This window comes from Streptomyces desertarenae, from assembly GCF_042681365.1.
Taxonomy (GTDB): domain Bacteria; phylum Actinomycetota; class Actinomycetes; order Streptomycetales; family Streptomycetaceae; genus Streptomyces; species Streptomyces desertarenae.
Map to the genome: position 1 here is coordinate 307,878 of NZ_JBHUFU010000006.1, position 14,905 is coordinate 322,782.

Consider the following 14,905-nt stretch of genomic DNA (forward strand, 5'->3'; position numbering starts at 1 on the left):
GGACCGGCGCGTGAGCGGATCACTGTGGCTGTTCGCTCACACGCTGGATCTCGTAGCCGTACATCTTGTCCACGTTGACCGAGAAGTACATCTTCGTTCTTCCGTCTTCCTTGATCGACTCAAGCGAGGCGACCTCGGCGTCGAAGAACGAACCGGCGGCGTCGATGTGGAGATGGATGCCGGTGCTGGGCTCGTCGTATGCGAACTCCCAGGTGCCTTTCCCGGAAATCGGGCCTTTCCCGGGCGGAGGATCGTTGAAACTGAAGACGATGGCGCTACGAGGAATACCGGACATTTCGAAACGGCCATCGGCGTGGAAGTCGACCCGTCCCCGGCCGTCATCGCTGCGCCAGGAACCGACGACATCGGCCTTCTTCAGGAGCGCCTGCTCCGGATCGAATGCGGCCAGGAGAGCGAAGGCCGCCAGGAACACCAAGGGCAGCGCGGCCATCGTGGCCAGTACCGAGCACCCCACCTTCCAGGGAGGCCAACGTCTCACGGAATCACGCTCCCTTGCCCCGCCCGCCCTCCAACGGAGGGAGACTACCGGCCCGTGAATTTCCCCTGGCTGGGACCGTGGCATGGGAACGGGTCCCGGGTCCCACGAGGGTGAGGATCCGCACCACGCGCTCTATCACCGCCAGATCCTCGATGACGGGCGGAAGCCCCTGCCGAGCACGGGACGCGGCCACCCGCTCTCTCAATTCCTCACCCGACAGCGAGGCACCCATGGGAGAGATCCAGCGCCCCGGCGTACCGCTTCCCGCCGGCCTTCAGAGCGCGGATGTGGGCGATGTCCAGGTTGAGAACGGGCTTGCCGTCGATGATGCGCACCGTCGGTGCTCCACAGCGGGGGGCATAGCAGCCACCCCTAGCTAAGGTCATGAGCGCGGCGATGGTGGCGTTGTCGTACTTCCTGTGCGGCTCCCCGGTCATGGTGCCCTCCTCCACTCAACAGGGCCCTTTGGAACGTTAGAGACGGGTACTGACGACAGCCCCGACCGACGAGGCCGCCACACCTAGCCGCTCACCTAGACCCAGGACCGTCACGATGCGTTTTACGGCCGCCTGACGGATTCGAGGGCGTAGGGCCGTCACAGGTCAACGGATTGACATCACCGCCCTGACGTCAACGGCGGCAAGCGACCATCTGGCTCCGTTTCGGCACGCCGTTTCGCAGAGTGATCGAACCTACAAGGCAGGTGTCGGGGATGACCCGCGTGCCACGGACGTGCCAGAACGGCCGGTCAACCAGGATCACTTGGGTCCGTAGCGGAGTGGAAGGCCATAGGCAGGATCAGGACCGCCGCGCATGTAACCAGCGAAGACGTTCTGACGAGGGGCGCCAGGCTTACAAGGAAGAGATCAGGTCCTCGACAGGTTGTCTCCCTTCGCCGGCCTGCTAGAAGATGTCCAGAACAACTACTTCACAGTCCAAGGCAGGACCGACTTGTTCACAAGACGTGGCGTTAGCCGCACGAGTCACAGACTCCCGTCACAGGGAGTTGAACGAAGCAGGTGAGACAGACCTGCGGGGGTGGGCCGCCCTCACGTGCGCGCCGGCGCTCAACGGTTGCCTGCAATCGAGGAGCGAGTGCCGCCGTACCACCGTCGGGCGGCAGCGTCGCGCCGAAACGGCGGTAGCAAGCCAACCGTGCCTCGGCCGCGTGATGCTCGCGCTCGAACACGTCCTCCAGCGGGGGCTCTCCCGCAACCCGGAGAACTTCCTTGTACCCCTCGCCCACCATGCCGTCGTCGCTGTGCACCACCAGAGCGGTCAGCGGCGGGTCACCACGGCGGTGCGCTTCACGGACGACCACGCCAAGCACGGCACCGATCCAGTTGTGGAGTAGAGCCGAAGTGCGGATGCCGGAGGTCTTCTGGACCTTTTCCGCGAGCTCCTTGTAGGTGATGACCGCGTGATAGGTGCGTGCGACGTCAATGAGCAGCGAATACGCCTCTTCAGCCCAGATGTCGCGGGCTTCCGCCGCCTTCATGGGAGAGCCATCGGACTCCCGCCAGTAACCACGCTGCACCATGCTGCCCGCCCCCAAGGGAATCCCGGCCGATCAGGCACGCGGCACCGTGCCCAGCAGCCCGCCCCCAGGTGCCCCGTGCTTCGCACTCATCCTGCCCTCATGCCGCACGGGGCTCAACCTCCACCATCAGGCCCATTTGAGACGAAGAGGCCACTCGGACCCCTTCAGAGGGCTGTGGACTACGTGTGGACACACCCCAAGATGGACGGTGCGTGATGCCGTGACCTGCTACATCGCCCGGGAGCCAAGAGGCCTCCAAAGCCAGGCGCTCCGTCAGCGCTATCGGATAGCGTGCGATCGCGTACGTCGTCGGCTCCGGGAGGTCCCATGCACGCTGCCGCGCTCACCAGCCCAGCTCGACTCTGGTCGGCAGACGAGGTCCTGGCACGTCCCGGCCCGGTACCCGCTGCCCCCGGCGTGTACGGATGGCACTTCACGAAGGCTCCCTCCCCGGACTTACCCGCCGGACAGCTCCTCTACGTGGGTATCGCCCCGCGGCACATGGCGAACCGGACAAGCACCCAGAACCTGCGGACGCGAGTGCGGTACCACTTCCGGGGCAACGCGGAGGGTTCCACGCTCCGGCTCACCCTGGGCTGCCTGCTCGGCCTGGAGCTGCGCCGGGTAGGCAGCGGCCGGCGCATGACCTTCGGCGAGGCCGGGGAAGCCGAACTCACCCGGTGGATGGCGGAGCACGCCTGCGTGTGTTGGGTGGAGCACCCGGAGCCGTGGATGGTGGAGTCCGACCTGATCACCAGACTCGACCTGCCCCTGAATCTCGACCAGAACCGGCACAACAACTTCCACGCCCGACTCACCGAGATACGTGCCCAGGCACGCCAGCGGGCCAGGGAAATGCCCATCGGCTTCTGAGGAGGCGGCAGTCGGGCGGTTGACATCAGCAGATGACATCAACGTCCCCGGACAGCAGCGAAGCGGGACGGTCGTACGAGGACCAAGAGCCGTCAGACACGAGAGCCGGGCAGGACGTGCAGCTCGGTGATCGAACTTGTAAAGCGGTGGCCAGCACACGGCCTGGGGTAGCTACCGCAGGCCGTCGACGCGTTCGGTTGCTCGCAGCATGCGGGCTACCTCCTGGGCCACGGGGGCCGGTAGGCGCAGGTGGAGGATGCCTGAGCCGTCGGCGTCCGTGTCGGCGCGGGTTGCCAGCTCGGTGGTGTCGATGCCGGCGGAGGACAGGGCGTCGGCCAGGTCGGCCGCCGCATTCGTCGCGTCTCGCCAGCCCGCCACGTAGTCCACGCCACGCACCCAGAGCCAGCCGTCCGGGTCCAGTTCGCCGCTCTCGGAGGCAGGGCCTATCGGGTCGTGCTGCACTGAACTTCCTGCGAATGAGGTTGGGCACCGTGCCGTTCGCGCCGACGATCAGGCATGACGGCGGCCCCGGTCCCATCAGGCACCGGAGTCCGCGAGGGCTCCCAGGGCCGGACCACCCGGATACTGCCAGGCGAGGGGTGGTCCGACTTCTTCACATGTCTTGCCGGTCAGCGTGGATAGGGATCGCCGGCTACCGCCAGCAGTATGACCACCGCGGCCCAGAAGACGACCATCAGCACACAGAACAGGCGCTGCCTCACAGGTACTCCCCCTCGGCAGGGATCATGCGCCAGTTGCGGGTGACGATCTCCCGGTACGTACGGTGGGACGGGTGGCTTCCCGTGTGGGAGAAGGCCCAGGCGCGCGCCTCGTTGAAGTCCGCTTCCGTGTCGGAGGAGGCCAGGCACGAGGAGCACTCCAGCTCGTGCAGCATCTCGGGGGCGTCCGCAGTGACGTGCGGCGCCATCGTCCACGTGATGTAGCGGAAGACCGAGCGCGTCACAGGGCGTCCTTGCCGTACGGGTTCCTGCTGTAGGCGTTGACCTCGGCCAGCCGCGCCGTCAGCCGCTCCTTCAGGGTGACGGGCCGTACATGGCCCGGGTCCGCGTCCCACTCCAGACCGCCGCCGGGCGGTCTGAGCTGTACGTGCGAGCCGAGGTGGTCCATCACCCGGCCCACGCACCCCGTCCGTTCGTCCAGCGCCAGCGTGCCCACGTCGAGGGCTCCCTTGTCGCTCATGCAGTGAGGATCACGCCGGTACCACGGACGTTGATACCTCCCCCAAAACCCATTTGGGGACGTCCCGGAGTTGGTAGAACGTCCCTGGCTACGTCCCCACAACCAGGGAGAGACTCGGTGCAGAACGAGCGACTACGAGCCGCCATGGCAGCCGGTGGGTGGACCTACGCCACTCTCGCGGCGAAGGCGGAGGTGGACCCCAAGTCCGTTGAGCGGTGGGTCAATCTCGGCCGCACCCCGCGCCGTATGACGGCGATGCTGGCTGCCGAAGCCTTAGGAGAAGACGTGCACGCACTCTGGCCGGCCTTGCGCCAGGCCCGCAGCGCACGAGCCATAAGTCCCGAACTGATGGCCCTGTACGACCAGCGCGCGGACGTTCCCGTATCGGTGATCACGGACATGCTCGCCCGGGCCCGCGAGCACATCGACGTACTGGTCTACGCGGCCGTCTTCCTGCACGAGGCGTACCCCCGCCTCAACGACCTGCTGCGGGAGCGGGCGGCCGAGGGGTGCGGTGTGCGCATCGCCATCGGTGACGCCGACAGCGAGAACGTCCAGCAGCGAGGACGGGAGGAGAAGTTCGGCCACGGCATCGAGTCCCGCTGCCGACTCGCGCTCATGCACTACCGGCCCCTGGTCGGTGTGCCGGGCATCGAGATCCGCACACACGGGACCACGCTCTACAACTCCCTCTACCGGGCGGACGACCAGATGTTGGTCAACACCCACGTGTGGGGTGTCAACGCCTACGGGGCACCCGTGTGGCACCTGCGCCGCCACGACAGCGGCAGGATCTTCGACACCTACGCGCAGAGCTTCGACGCCGTCTGGGCAACGGCGACACCGGTACGGGAAGAGTGAGGCATGGCACGGACCGAGTACTACGACGACCCCGACGCCCCCGAGCCCAACAGTCTGGTCGTCGCCGCCTCCGCCGTCGTGACCGACGAGGAGGGCCGCATCCTGCTCCAGCGCCGCCGCGACAACGACCTGTGGGCCCTGCCCGGCGGCGGTATGGAGATGACCGACTCCCTGCCGGGCACGGCCGTGCGCGAGGTGAAGGAGGAGACCGGACTCGACGTGGAGATCACCGGCCTGGTCGGCACCTACACCGACCCCCGCCACGTCATCGCCTACAGCGACGGCGAGGTCAGGCGGCAGTTCAACGTCTGCTTCACCGCCCGCGTCACCGGAGGCGAGCCGGCGATCTCGGACGAGTCCACCGAGCTGCGGTTCGTCCCGCCCGGAGAGATCGACTCCCTGCCGATGCACCACACCCAGCGGCTCAGGCTCCGGCACTTCCTGGAGCACCGCGACCGGCCCTACCTCGGCTGACCCACCAGCGAGACGACGATGCCCCCGGTCCTGTGCGAGCAGGCCGGGGGCACCGGGGTGGCAGGGCCGGATCAGCCGTCGACCGGGGCGATGCCGGTCGGGCAGGAGCGGCCCCGGTTCGTCTCGGACGGAGCATCTAGTGCTCTGACCGCATAGGTTCGCCGGGTTGGCGGCGTCGGTGCTCGGACCGGCTGGACTCGGTGTGGGAACAATGCGAGCGGTCGCGGAGCCGATCAAACTAGGCTCCCAGCATGTCTGGTCCGACGTTGGTGATCGAGTTGGCGGAGCCGCTCCCCCCGGCTGCGCTGCGGGAGTTCCGCGCGTTGATGGTGGAGCTCTCCTCCCACTTCGACGAGAAGCGGCCCGGGTTCTTCGACGTCAACGTGCCCGCAGAGCGACTGGGCGTCGAGGACAGGCGAGAGAAGGACTGGCGAAAGCCGTTCCCGCTGCCACTCCTCGGCAACACCTCCGCAGACGAGGAGTTCACAGCCTTGGTGGGATTCAATCCGCAGCGCGAGGACTGGCGTCGGCCCTTCCTGGTCTACTTGATGGGGCCGGGCGTCGGCGACGAAAGCACCTTCGAGGCTGAGCACGCGGACGAGCCCGAGGTGGAAGCCATCCTCGGCTTCAGACCGACCCATGCCGTCAATGTCAGCGCCGGCTGCAATCGCGAGATCGACCACGTGACCACGGCCCTGCTGACCGCCGCTGTCATGGACGTCATCGGGGGCGTGGCCAAAGCCGAGCTGCTGGATGGACAGGCGTCGGTCGTCGCTGGCTTTCCGGGGGTGTTGGGGATCGCGGGCGACGACTGGATGGCGCTGGGATCGGCGGAGTTCCTGCGGGCCTGGGCTGGGCACCCCGCCTTCCGGCTGGTCAAGTAGCCCAGACAGATTCGCTGCGGACGTGGTGCTGTGACCTGAAACGTTCGCCCGGTCGCCTGATCATGCGGCGAGAGCGGGTCGGCCGCCCCAACGGATGCCTTTCTCGCTTCGGATACGGGCGCGTTCCTTGCGTTCGGCAACCAGGACGTCATGGTGGCGGGCATTGGCATTGCGCCGGCGGAGGTAGCCGTGCAGGGCCCGGGTCTGCACGATGTGATTGGGGTGGTTCGAGTTGGCGGTGGTGAACCGCCGCAGCGGTCCGAAGTGCGCTTCGATCGGGTTCGCCCACGAGGCGTAGGTTGGGGTGAAACACAGCTCGACCTTGTGTTTCTTCGCCCAGCGACGGATGTCGGCGCCCTTGTGGGCGGACAGGTTGTCCAGGATCACGTAGATCGGTGCGCCGTCGGGCCGGGCGGCACGGATCGATCTCAGCGCGGCCAGCGTGTTCACGGCTCCCTTCTTTCGCCGGTTCACGCCCCACAGCCGGTCGTCGCCCACCGAGTAGCAGCCGTGGAAGTATCGGACTCCGTGGGTGCGGTGGCAGGTGGCCGGCAGCCGGTCGGGACGCCGTTGTTCGGCCCAGCCCGAGCCCGCGGTGGGCCGGATTCCGAGTGGGCCGAACTCGTCGAAGGCGAAGACCCGGTCCGGGAAGTGGTCCAGGACCTGCTCGATACGGTCCAGCTTCGCCTCCCGTCCGGGGTCCGGGGACTCCTTCCAGGTCTTGGTGCGCTGGAAGGTGACGCCGCGGCGGGCGAGCAAGCACCGTAACGCCTCACGGCCGATGCGGATCACCCGGCCGTGCACTTTGCGCAGGTAGGCGACCACCTTGCGCAGCGACCAGCGGGTGAACGGCTGGCCGAGGTTGACCGGGCGGGTAGTGGCCGTCGCGATGACGAAGTCCTCGTCGTCATCGCTGAGGCGGCGGGGACGGCCTCCCGCCCACTGAGGGTCCAGGCAGGCCAGGCCCTTCTCATTGAACGCGTGGATCACATCCCTGACGGTGTCCTCGTCGGCCTGCACCAGCTGGGCGATCACCGACACTCGGTTCCCGCCGGCCGAGGCCAGCAGCATCATCGCCCGCCGGTAGCGAACCGAACTGGCGCTGCCTCGGCGCACGATCTGCTGCAGCTTCTGACCCTCCTGATCGGTCAGTCTGCGCACACGGACGGGCTCGGCCACCGCGCCTCCAGCGGTCGGATCGGATGTCACCGCACATCCAACCGCTACGACCGCCAACCCGGTGAACCTATGCGGTCATAGCACTAGCTTGCCGCCGATGCCGCAGTAGCCGCCCGGCATCTTGTCCAGGTACTGCTGCTGGCTGGGGTCGCCTGCACACTGCCGCTCACAGCTGGTCGAAGGGTGGAACGATCCTTACGACGATGACCAGGTGATCCCTGGGAGAGACCAGGAAACAGAACCAGCCGCCGGCCGCGTCCATGCGGCGCAGTCCTCCGGTACGCGGCCCGTTGCCCATGTCGCCGATGTCGACGCCCACGTCGGCCAGTTCGGGGAGCCGGCCGGCGAGGCGCTCCACCTCGGAGACGATCTCGGCCGGTACGCCGCCGGTGACGTGGGCGCCGTCCGGGTCGTACTCCCCGCGCCATGCGCCGCTCACCGCTGGGGCGGGGCGGCGAGCGCGGCGTGCGCGCCGTCCAGGATGCGGCCGATCTCGGAGGCCGCCTTGCGGGCCTGGTCGGCGTCGCCGGTGACGGCGAGTTCCTCCAGTTGCCGCAGTCGCTCCGCAAGGCGCGGCTGCCGCTGGATGTGGACGTAGACGGCCCACTGGGCGACGAAGCGCCGCAGCGGCGCGAGGTCGGAGCCCTGCCGTGCCTGGTCGGCGGCCTGATCCAGTTCCCGGGTGAAGGCGGGCAGAGCCGCCGGTGCGATCTGGGCGACGGCCTGCCGCAGCGCGGCCACGGTGGCGGGCGGCTGGGGGATGAGTGGTCGGCCTGCGGCAGAGGTGGTCACGGCGTCTCCCATGGGCGGGATTCCGCTCACTGCGGGCAGCGTATCCGGCGGGGGCCGCCCGCCGTCCTTCGAACGAGTGACAGCGGCGGGCGGCCGGGCCGATCGGTCACTCCGCCCTGGCCACGCCCACCGGGCAGGACACGCCCGTGCCGCCGATGCCGCAGTAGCCGCCCGGGTTCTTGTCCAGGTACTGCTGGTGGTACGGCTCGGCCGGGTAGAAGGGCCGGGTGTCCGCCGGGAGGATCTCGGTGGTGATCTCCCCGTAGCCCGAGGACTCCAGGACCTTCTGGTACGCCTGCCGCGAGGCCTCGGCCGCGGCCTGCTGGGCGGGGGAGTGGGTGTAGACCGCGGAGCGGTACTGGGTGCCCACGTCGTTGCCCTGCCGGAAGCCCTGGGTGGGGTCGTGGGCCTCCCAGAAGACCTTCAGCAGCTCCTCGTACGAGACCTTGGAGGGGTCGAAGACGACCCGGACGACCTCGGCGTGCCCGGTCAGGCCCGAGCAGACCTCCTCGTATGTGGGGTTCTCGGTGTGGCCGCCCTGGTAGCCGGCCAGGGTCGTCCACACGCCCGGCGTCTGCCAGAACTTCCGCTCGGCGCCCCAGAAGCAGCCCAGGCCGAAGTCGGCGACCTCCAGGCCCTCGGGGTAGGGGCCGAGCAGGGGGGTGCCCAGGACGGTGTGCCTCTCGGGGACGGTGTACGGGCGCTCCGGGCGGCCCGCGAGCGCCTCCTCCGCGGTGGGCAGGGACTTCCTGTGGTGGCCGAACAGCATGCTCAACTCTCCTCACGGGGCGGGCCGGGCCCGGCGCGGCGCGCGGGCCGGATGTCGCGTCTCGGCGTGCTTTCAGTGCGCCGGCGGAGCGGGGGCCGCGCCGCCGCCCAGGCTCTCGTGGCCCGCGACCGCCAGGGCGCGGTACGCCGCGTACTCCGCCGCCGGGTCGGCGCCGTCGACCCAGGGGAGCGCACCGACATAACCATCGACGGCCCGCACCTGTTCCAGGGCCTCGGTGTACCGCTCGGCGCGCACCAGGAAGCACAGCAGCAGGTGGCGCACGTGCGGGGCGACGGGATGGCCGGCGGGGGCGTGGTGGAGGGCGTACCCGGCGCCCTCGACGGCCTGCTCCACGACCGCGCTGCGGTAGAGGCCGCGCACCATGTTGGCCTCCGGCAGGTGGTCGTAGACGGCGAAGAGCGGCAGCGCCGGCAGCAGGCTGCCCTCGGGAGCCTGGCCGGCCGCCCGCTGGGCGAAGGCGTAGGCGTCCTCCCGGGAGCCGTGGCCCCCGGCCGACCAGTACGGCAGCGCCACCAGGTGCGCGCCCATGTGGTGCGGGGCCCGCCTGCACACCTCCTGCCACAGCTCCTCGAAGTCGGCGCGGCGCACGCCCAGGACCCGGGCGGCGAACAGGTCGGTGATGTACCCCGTGGGGTCGGCCGGGGCCAGCCGGATCGCCTCGCGGGCGACCTCGCGGGCCTCCTCCAGGATGATCCGCCGTTCGGCCGGCCCGGCGCCCAGCGCCTGCCAGACCAGGAACTGCGCGTACACCTGGGCGCAGCCGGCGTCCCGGGGGGAGGAGGAGCGCCAGTCCCGCAGCCAGCGGGCGCCCTCGGGGGCGCCTTCCGGGTGGGCCGGGCCGGCGGCGTCCGCGGGGGCCTTGGAGAGGGAGAGGCCCGCGGCGCCCGGGCGGCCCTCCGGCACGCCGGAGCCGCCCTGTGCGGGGGCGGGGGCCGTGCGCGACTGCGCCAGTTCCACGGAGGCCGCGCCCGCCAGCGACTGCACGCGCTGCCAGCGCAGCTCCCAGTCGTCGCCGGTCAGGGCGAGCAGCCGGGCGACGGGCTGCCAGTCCCGGGTCCGCTGCGCCTCCTCCAGCGCCTCGACCAGTTCCGGATCGGGGCCGGGCAGCCGCACGTCGAGTCGTTCGGGCGGGACGAAGCCGTAGCGGTCGGGGTCGGCGGCCCGGGCCGCGAGCCCCCCGGCGGCGTCCAGCTCCCGGCGGCGGCGGACCGCGGGCACGACCAGCAGGCCGACGACGGCGGCGATGGCGATGAGGAACAGCAGGGCTTCCATGGACTCCACGGTACGGCCCGCCCGTTACGCTCGGGGGCATGAGCGACCAGCACACCGCCCAGAATGCGGCGCCGCACTTCGAGACCCTCGCCATCCACGCCGGGCAGGAGCCCGACGCCGCGACCGGAGCGGTGGTGCCGCCGATCCACCAGGTGTCCACCTTCAAGCAGGACGGGGTGGGGGGCCTGCGCGGCGGTTACGAGTACAGCCGCAGCGCCAATCCGACCCGCACCGCACTGGAGGAGAACCTCGCCGCGCTGGAGGGCGGCCGGCGGGGGCTGGCCTTCGCCTCCGGGCTGGCCGCCGAGGACTGCCTGCTGCGGACGCTGCTGACGCCCGGCGACCACGTGGTCATCCCCAACGACGCCTACGGCGGCACCTTCCGGCTCTTCGCGAAGGTGGCCGAGCGGTGGGGCGTGGAGTGGTCGGTCGCCGACTCCTCCGCGCCGGACGCCGTGCGCGCCGCGCTGCGGCCCCGCACCAAGGCGGTGTGGGTGGAGACCCCGTCCAACCCGCTGCTGGGCGTCACCGACATCGCCGCCGTCGCCGACGTGGCCCGGACGGCGGGCGCCCGGCTGGTGGTCGACAACACCTTCGCCAGCCCCTACCTCCAGCAGCCGCTGGCGCTCGGCGCGGACGTCGTCGTCCACTCCACCACGAAGTACATGGGCGGCCACTCCGACGTGGTCGGCGGCGCCCTGGTCACCTCCGACGCCGCCCTGGGCGAGGAGCTGGCCTTCCACCAGAACGCGATGGGCGCCATCGCCGGCCCGTTCGACTCCTGGCTGGTGATGCGCGGCATCAAGACGCTGGCGGTGCGGATGGACCGGCACTGCGCCAACGCCGCCCGGATCGCCGAGCTGCTGGAGGCCCACCCGAAGGTCACCCGGGTGTACTACCCGGGCCTGGAGTCCCACCCCGGGCACGAGGTGGCGGCCAAGCAGATGCGCGGCTTCGGCGGCATGGTCTCCTTCCGGGTGGCGGGGGGTGAGGAGGCGGCGGTCGAGGTGTGCAACCGGGCGAAGCTGTTCATCCTCGGCGAGTCGCTGGGCGGTGTGGAGTCCCTGATCGAGCACCCCGGCCGGATGACCCACGCCTCGGCGGCCGGTTCGGCCCTGGAGGTGCCCTCGGACCTGGTGCGGCTGTCGGTCGGCATCGAGGCGGTCGACGACCTCGTGGCGGACCTCACGCAGGCCCTGGGCTGATCCCGGCCCGCCCGCACGCCGGCCGGGGCGGTGCGGGCGGGGTCCGCGCGCCGGGGCCGCGGCGGGGCGGGCCGGACCTGGAGGCGGCCGCCGGGGGTGTTCCCGCGGGGGGATCGCCGGAACACTGTCCGGCAGCGCCGGGACGGCCGCGGGACACCGTGCGACCATGCTCCACGGGTCCGGCCCGCGTGACCGGCCGGAGCCGGTCCGGTACGCGGTGCGGGCGAGGCCCGTCCGCATCCGGCGCCGGGTGCGCGGCCGCGCCGGGACACGGGAACGCAGGGGGCCACGGGCTCCGAGGGAGGAGGCGGCATGGTCCAGCGGACCGCCGCCGTGCCCCCGTTCCGGGATCCTCCCCCGGCCGCCCCGCCGCCCTGGAACCGCCGGGCGGCCAGGGCGCTCCTCGCGGTGGCGGCCCTCCTGGCCGGCGTGCTGGCCCCCGCGCTCCCCGGCGGGCAGGCGGGCGCCTCGCCGCGCCCCCATCCGCACCCCGTTCCCCACACCGGCGTGCGCGGCGGCCCCCACGCGGTCAGCGCGCCGTGCGCGGCCGGATGCGACCGCACGCCGCTGCTGCACCGGGACGCCACCGGTGAGCGGCACGCCCTCCACCCGGCGGGGGCGGCCGTGCCGCCGCGCGCCCTCCTGCCGCGCCCCACCGCGGGCACCCGCCGGTCCGCCCTCCCCCCGGACCCGGCCGTCCGGCTCCGGCACACCGCGCTCCAGCAGGGCAGGGCGCCGCCGCTCCGGCCGGGCGGCTGACACCGCCGTTTCCCCCCGCCACCGCGGCCACCGCCGCGACGCCCACAGACCAACGCCGCGACCGCACCGCGCGACGTCCGTACGGCCGGTGCCCGGCCGCGGCGTGCCCTGCCGGAGGAATCCCTTGAAACGCGCCAACCTGGTGCGGGCGCTCCTCGCCCTCGCCGTCGTCGCCGTCTCCGTGTACCTGACGGTGACCACCTCGCCCAGACTCGGCCTCGACCTGCGCGGCGGCACCCAGATCGTGCTGGAGACCCGCGACTCGCCCACCACGCAGGCCGACCGCGAGGCCACCGACCGCACCCTGGAGGTGCTGCGCCGCCGCGTCGACGCGCTCGGCGTCGCCGAGCCCAACATCGCCCGGTCCGGTGACAACCGCATCATCGTCGAGCTGCCCGGCCTCCAGGATCCGCGCGAGGCCGCCGACGTGCTCGGCCGCACCGCGCAGCTCACCTTCCACCCCGTCCTGGGCGCCGCGGGCGCCGAGAAGCAGGAGAAGGGGGAGAAGGAGGAGAAGCCCCAGGAGGAGGAGCGCGTCCTGCCCGACGAGTCCGGGCAGCGGCTGCGGCTGGGCCCGGCCGAGCTGACCGGCGAGGGGGTCGAGAACGCCGAGGCCGCCATCGACCAGCAGACCGGCGGCGGCTGGTACGTCACCGTGGACCTGCGGGGCGGCGGCAAGGGCGCCTGGGCCGAGCTGACCGGCCAGGCCGCCTGCTCGCCGGCGGGCGACCCCAAGCGTCGGGTCGCGATCGTCCTGGACGACAGGATCATCTCCGCGCCGCAGGTCGATCCCTCGGTCGCCTGCGACGTCGGCATCACCGGCGGCTCCACGCAGATCACCGGCAGCTTCACCCAGGAGGAGGCCAAGGAGCTGGCCCTGCTCATCGACGGGGGCGCCCTGCCGGTCCCGGTGGAGATCATCGAGCAGCGGACCGTCGGCCCCACGCTGGGCGAGGAGGCCATCGACGCCAGTGCCCGGGCCGCCGTCATCGGCACGGCGCTGACCGCGCTCTTCATCATCGTCGTCTACCGGCTCCTGGGCGGTCTCGCCGCCGTGGCCCTGGTCTGCTACGGGCTCATCTCCTACGCGGCGCTGATCGCTCTGGGCGCCACCCTCACCCTGCCGGGCCTGGCCGGTTTCGTCCTGGCGATCGGCATGGCCGTGGACGCCAACGTGCTGGTCTTCGAACGGGCCCGCGAGGAGTACGCCGCCCGCCGCGGCAAGGGCGCGCGGAGTCTGCGCACCGCCGCGACCGAGGGCTTCCGCAACGCCTTCAGCGCCATCGCCGACTCCAACATCACCACGCTGCTCGCCGCCGGCCTGCTGTTCTTCTTCGCCTCCGGACCGGTGCGCGGATTCGGTGTGACGCTCTCCATCGGTGTGCTGGCCTCGATGATCAGCGCCCTGATCATCACCCGGGTGCTGGTGGAGTTCGCCGTCTCCCGGCGCGCGGTCCGCACGCGCCCGGCCGTCACCGGCATCTCCCGCGAGGGCCGGGTGCGCGAGTGGCTCGCCCGGCGGCAGCCGGACCTGATGCGGCACGGGCGGCGCTGGCTGGCGGTCTCCGCCGCCGCCGTGGTGCTGGCCGGCTCGGGCATCGCGGTCAGGGGCCTGGACTTCGGGGTGGAGTTCACCGGCGGCCGGCTGATCGAGTACTCCACGGCCCGGCCCGTCGACCCGGAGGAGGTCCGCTCGGCGCTGGCCGACGCCGGCTTCCCCCGCGCCGTCGTCCAGTCCTCGGGCGAGGACGACGTCTCGGTGCGCGTCGACGAGCTGTCCAACGCCCAGGCGGCCGAGGTGCAGGAGACCGTCGAGGAGGTCGGTGGGGAGACGGAGAAGATCCGCGACGAGCTGATCGGCCCCAGCCTCGGCGACGAGCTGCGCCGGGGCGCCCTGATCGCCCTCGGCATCGCCCTGGCCGCCCAGATGCTCTACCTGGCCATCCGGTTCCGCTGGACGTTCGGCGCGGCGGCGGTCGTGGCGATGGCCCACGACGTGCTGATCCTCGTCGGCGTCTTCGCCTGGCTGGGCAAGCCGATCGACGGGGTCTTCCTGGCGGCCCTGCTCACCGTGATCGGCTACTCGGTCAACGACTCGGTGGTGGTCTTCGACCGGGTGAGGGAGCTGTGGGGGGCCAACCGGAAGATGCCCTTCCCGACGGTGGCCAACACCGCGATCGTCCAGACCGTGCCGCGCACCGTGAACACCGGCTTGGGGGCGCTGTTCATCCTGGCCGCGCTCGCCCTCCTCGGCGGCGACAGCCTGACCGACTTCGCCCTGGCGCTGCTGGTCGGCATCACCGTGGGCACCTGGTCCTCGATGTTCACCGCGACGCCCGTCGCCATCGAGCTGGAGGCCCGCAGCAGCGCGCCGCCGCCCCGCCCGTCCTCGTCGAAGTCCTACGCCGCGGCCGCGGCCGCGCGCGCCGACCGCCCGCGCGGCGGACGGCGCGGGGACACCGGCGCCCAGGTGTGAGGGGCTGAGCGCGTGCGCGGCCCGGCCGCCCGCCGCCGCTCCCTCGGGGGCGGAACGGCGGGCGGCCGGGCCGCGCGGAGCCGTGCGGCGGGCCGGCGGGG

Annotated in this window: 18 protein-coding genes; 7 read left to right on the plus strand and 11 right to left on the minus strand. The window is 71.4% G+C overall.

The features are described 5' to 3' along the window. Positions 1-19: 19 nt before the first annotated feature. The 3 genes from ACFSJS_RS12910 to ACFSJS_RS12920 all read right to left on the minus strand — a co-directional run bounded on the left by ACFSJS_RS12910 (position 20) and on the right by ACFSJS_RS12920 (position 1,997). Positions 20-451 (minus strand): hypothetical protein, encoded by a 432-nt coding sequence (locus ACFSJS_RS12910; RefSeq protein WP_380899592.1) that lies wholly within the window; start codon positions 449-451, stop codon positions 20-22. 257 nt (positions 452-708) lie between these two features. After that, complete coding sequence (locus ACFSJS_RS12915) at positions 709-936, minus strand: hypothetical protein (protein WP_380899594.1); 228 nt, start codon at positions 934-936, stop codon at positions 709-711. 533 nt (positions 937-1,469) lie between these two features. After that, entirely contained in the window at positions 1,470-1,997 is a 528-nt protein-coding gene (locus tag ACFSJS_RS12920; protein ID WP_380899595.1) for a hypothetical protein, read from the minus strand. A 369-nt stretch (positions 1,998-2,366) separates the two neighbouring features. Between ACFSJS_RS12920 and ACFSJS_RS12925 the strand changes: the two genes are divergently transcribed. Further along, positions 2,367-2,912, plus strand: coding sequence for a GIY-YIG nuclease family protein (locus tag ACFSJS_RS12925; protein ID WP_380899597.1), 546 nt, complete (start codon positions 2,367-2,369; stop codon positions 2,910-2,912). Between the two features lie 171 nt (positions 2,913-3,083). On the opposite strand, the gene ACFSJS_RS12930 is transcribed toward ACFSJS_RS12925, so the two are convergent. From ACFSJS_RS12930 to ACFSJS_RS12940, 3 genes are all read right to left on the minus strand, one after another. Continuing rightward, on the minus strand, positions 3,084-3,374 hold the full coding sequence (locus ACFSJS_RS12930; RefSeq protein WP_380899599.1) for a hypothetical protein: 291 nt from the start codon (positions 3,372-3,374) through the stop codon (positions 3,084-3,086). 256 nt (positions 3,375-3,630) lie between these two features. After that, the gene (locus tag ACFSJS_RS12935; protein WP_380899601.1) at positions 3,631-3,876 is read right to left on the minus strand and encodes a DUF7848 domain-containing protein; all 246 of its coding nucleotides are present in this window, start codon (positions 3,874-3,876) and stop codon (positions 3,631-3,633) included. After that, positions 3,873-4,112 carry a hypothetical protein gene (locus ACFSJS_RS12940; protein WP_380899603.1) on the minus strand — a complete coding sequence of 80 codons (240 nt, stop codon included), beginning with the start codon at positions 4,110-4,112 and terminating at the stop codon, positions 3,873-3,875. Before ACFSJS_RS12940 ends, ACFSJS_RS12935 begins: the two co-directional genes overlap by 4 nt. A 144-nt stretch (positions 4,113-4,256) precedes the next feature. Between ACFSJS_RS12940 and ACFSJS_RS12945 the strand changes: the two genes are divergently transcribed. From ACFSJS_RS12945 to ACFSJS_RS12955, 3 genes are all read left to right on the plus strand, one after another. After that, on the plus strand, positions 4,257-4,973 hold the full coding sequence (locus tag ACFSJS_RS12945; RefSeq protein ID WP_380899703.1) for an XRE family transcriptional regulator: 717 nt from the start codon (positions 4,257-4,259) through the stop codon (positions 4,971-4,973). A gap of 3 nt (positions 4,974-4,976) precedes the next feature. Beyond that, the gene (locus ACFSJS_RS12950; protein WP_093852345.1) at positions 4,977-5,447 is read left to right on the plus strand and encodes an NUDIX domain-containing protein; all 471 of its coding nucleotides are present in this window, start codon (positions 4,977-4,979) and stop codon (positions 5,445-5,447) included. A gap of 251 nt (positions 5,448-5,698) precedes the next feature. After that, positions 5,699-6,331, plus strand: coding sequence for a DUF6368 family protein (locus ACFSJS_RS12955; RefSeq protein ID WP_380899605.1), 633 nt, complete (start codon positions 5,699-5,701; stop codon positions 6,329-6,331). A gap of 60 nt (positions 6,332-6,391) precedes the next feature. Here the strand turns inward: ACFSJS_RS12955 and ACFSJS_RS12960 are convergent, their stop codons facing one another. The 5 genes from ACFSJS_RS12960 to ACFSJS_RS12980 all read right to left on the minus strand — a co-directional run bounded on the left by ACFSJS_RS12960 (position 6,392) and on the right by ACFSJS_RS12980 (position 10,364). Beyond that, positions 6,392-7,510 carry an IS630 family transposase gene (locus tag ACFSJS_RS12960; protein WP_380899607.1) on the minus strand — a complete coding sequence of 373 codons (1,119 nt, stop codon included), beginning with the start codon at positions 7,508-7,510 and terminating at the stop codon, positions 6,392-6,394. 166 nt (positions 7,511-7,676) lie between these two features. Continuing rightward, positions 7,677-7,949 (minus strand): hypothetical protein, encoded by a 273-nt coding sequence (locus ACFSJS_RS12965; RefSeq protein ID WP_380899609.1) that lies wholly within the window; start codon positions 7,947-7,949, stop codon positions 7,677-7,679. Further along, on the minus strand, positions 7,946-8,302 hold the full coding sequence (locus ACFSJS_RS12970) for a DUF6247 family protein (RefSeq protein WP_380899611.1): 357 nt from the start codon (positions 8,300-8,302) through the stop codon (positions 7,946-7,948). The genes ACFSJS_RS12965 and ACFSJS_RS12970 overlap by 4 nt, the downstream gene beginning before the upstream one ends. 106 nt (positions 8,303-8,408) lie before the next feature. Continuing rightward, on the minus strand, positions 8,409-9,071 hold the full coding sequence (msrA, locus tag ACFSJS_RS12975; RefSeq protein ID WP_380899705.1) for a peptide-methionine (S)-S-oxide reductase MsrA: 663 nt from the start codon (positions 9,069-9,071) through the stop codon (positions 8,409-8,411). A 72-nt stretch (positions 9,072-9,143) separates the two neighbouring features. Next, positions 9,144-10,364, minus strand: coding sequence for a hypothetical protein (locus ACFSJS_RS12980; RefSeq protein WP_380899613.1), 1,221 nt, complete (start codon positions 10,362-10,364; stop codon positions 9,144-9,146). A gap of 38 nt (positions 10,365-10,402) precedes the next feature. On the opposite strand from ACFSJS_RS12980, the gene ACFSJS_RS12985 reads away from it, so the two are divergent. From ACFSJS_RS12985 to secD, 3 genes are all read left to right on the plus strand, one after another. Then, positions 10,403-11,569 carry a cystathionine gamma-synthase gene (locus ACFSJS_RS12985; RefSeq protein WP_380899615.1) on the plus strand — a complete coding sequence of 389 codons (1,167 nt, stop codon included), beginning with the start codon at positions 10,403-10,405 and terminating at the stop codon, positions 11,567-11,569. 312 nt (positions 11,570-11,881) lie between these two features. Next, positions 11,882-12,328 (plus strand): hypothetical protein, encoded by a 447-nt coding sequence (locus tag ACFSJS_RS12990; RefSeq protein ID WP_380899617.1) that lies wholly within the window; start codon positions 11,882-11,884, stop codon positions 12,326-12,328. A 124-nt stretch (positions 12,329-12,452) separates the two neighbouring features. After that, positions 12,453-14,804 (plus strand): protein translocase subunit SecD, encoded by a 2,352-nt coding sequence (gene secD, locus ACFSJS_RS12995; RefSeq protein WP_380899619.1) that lies wholly within the window; start codon positions 12,453-12,455, stop codon positions 14,802-14,804. Positions 14,805-14,905 lie beyond the last annotated feature (101 nt).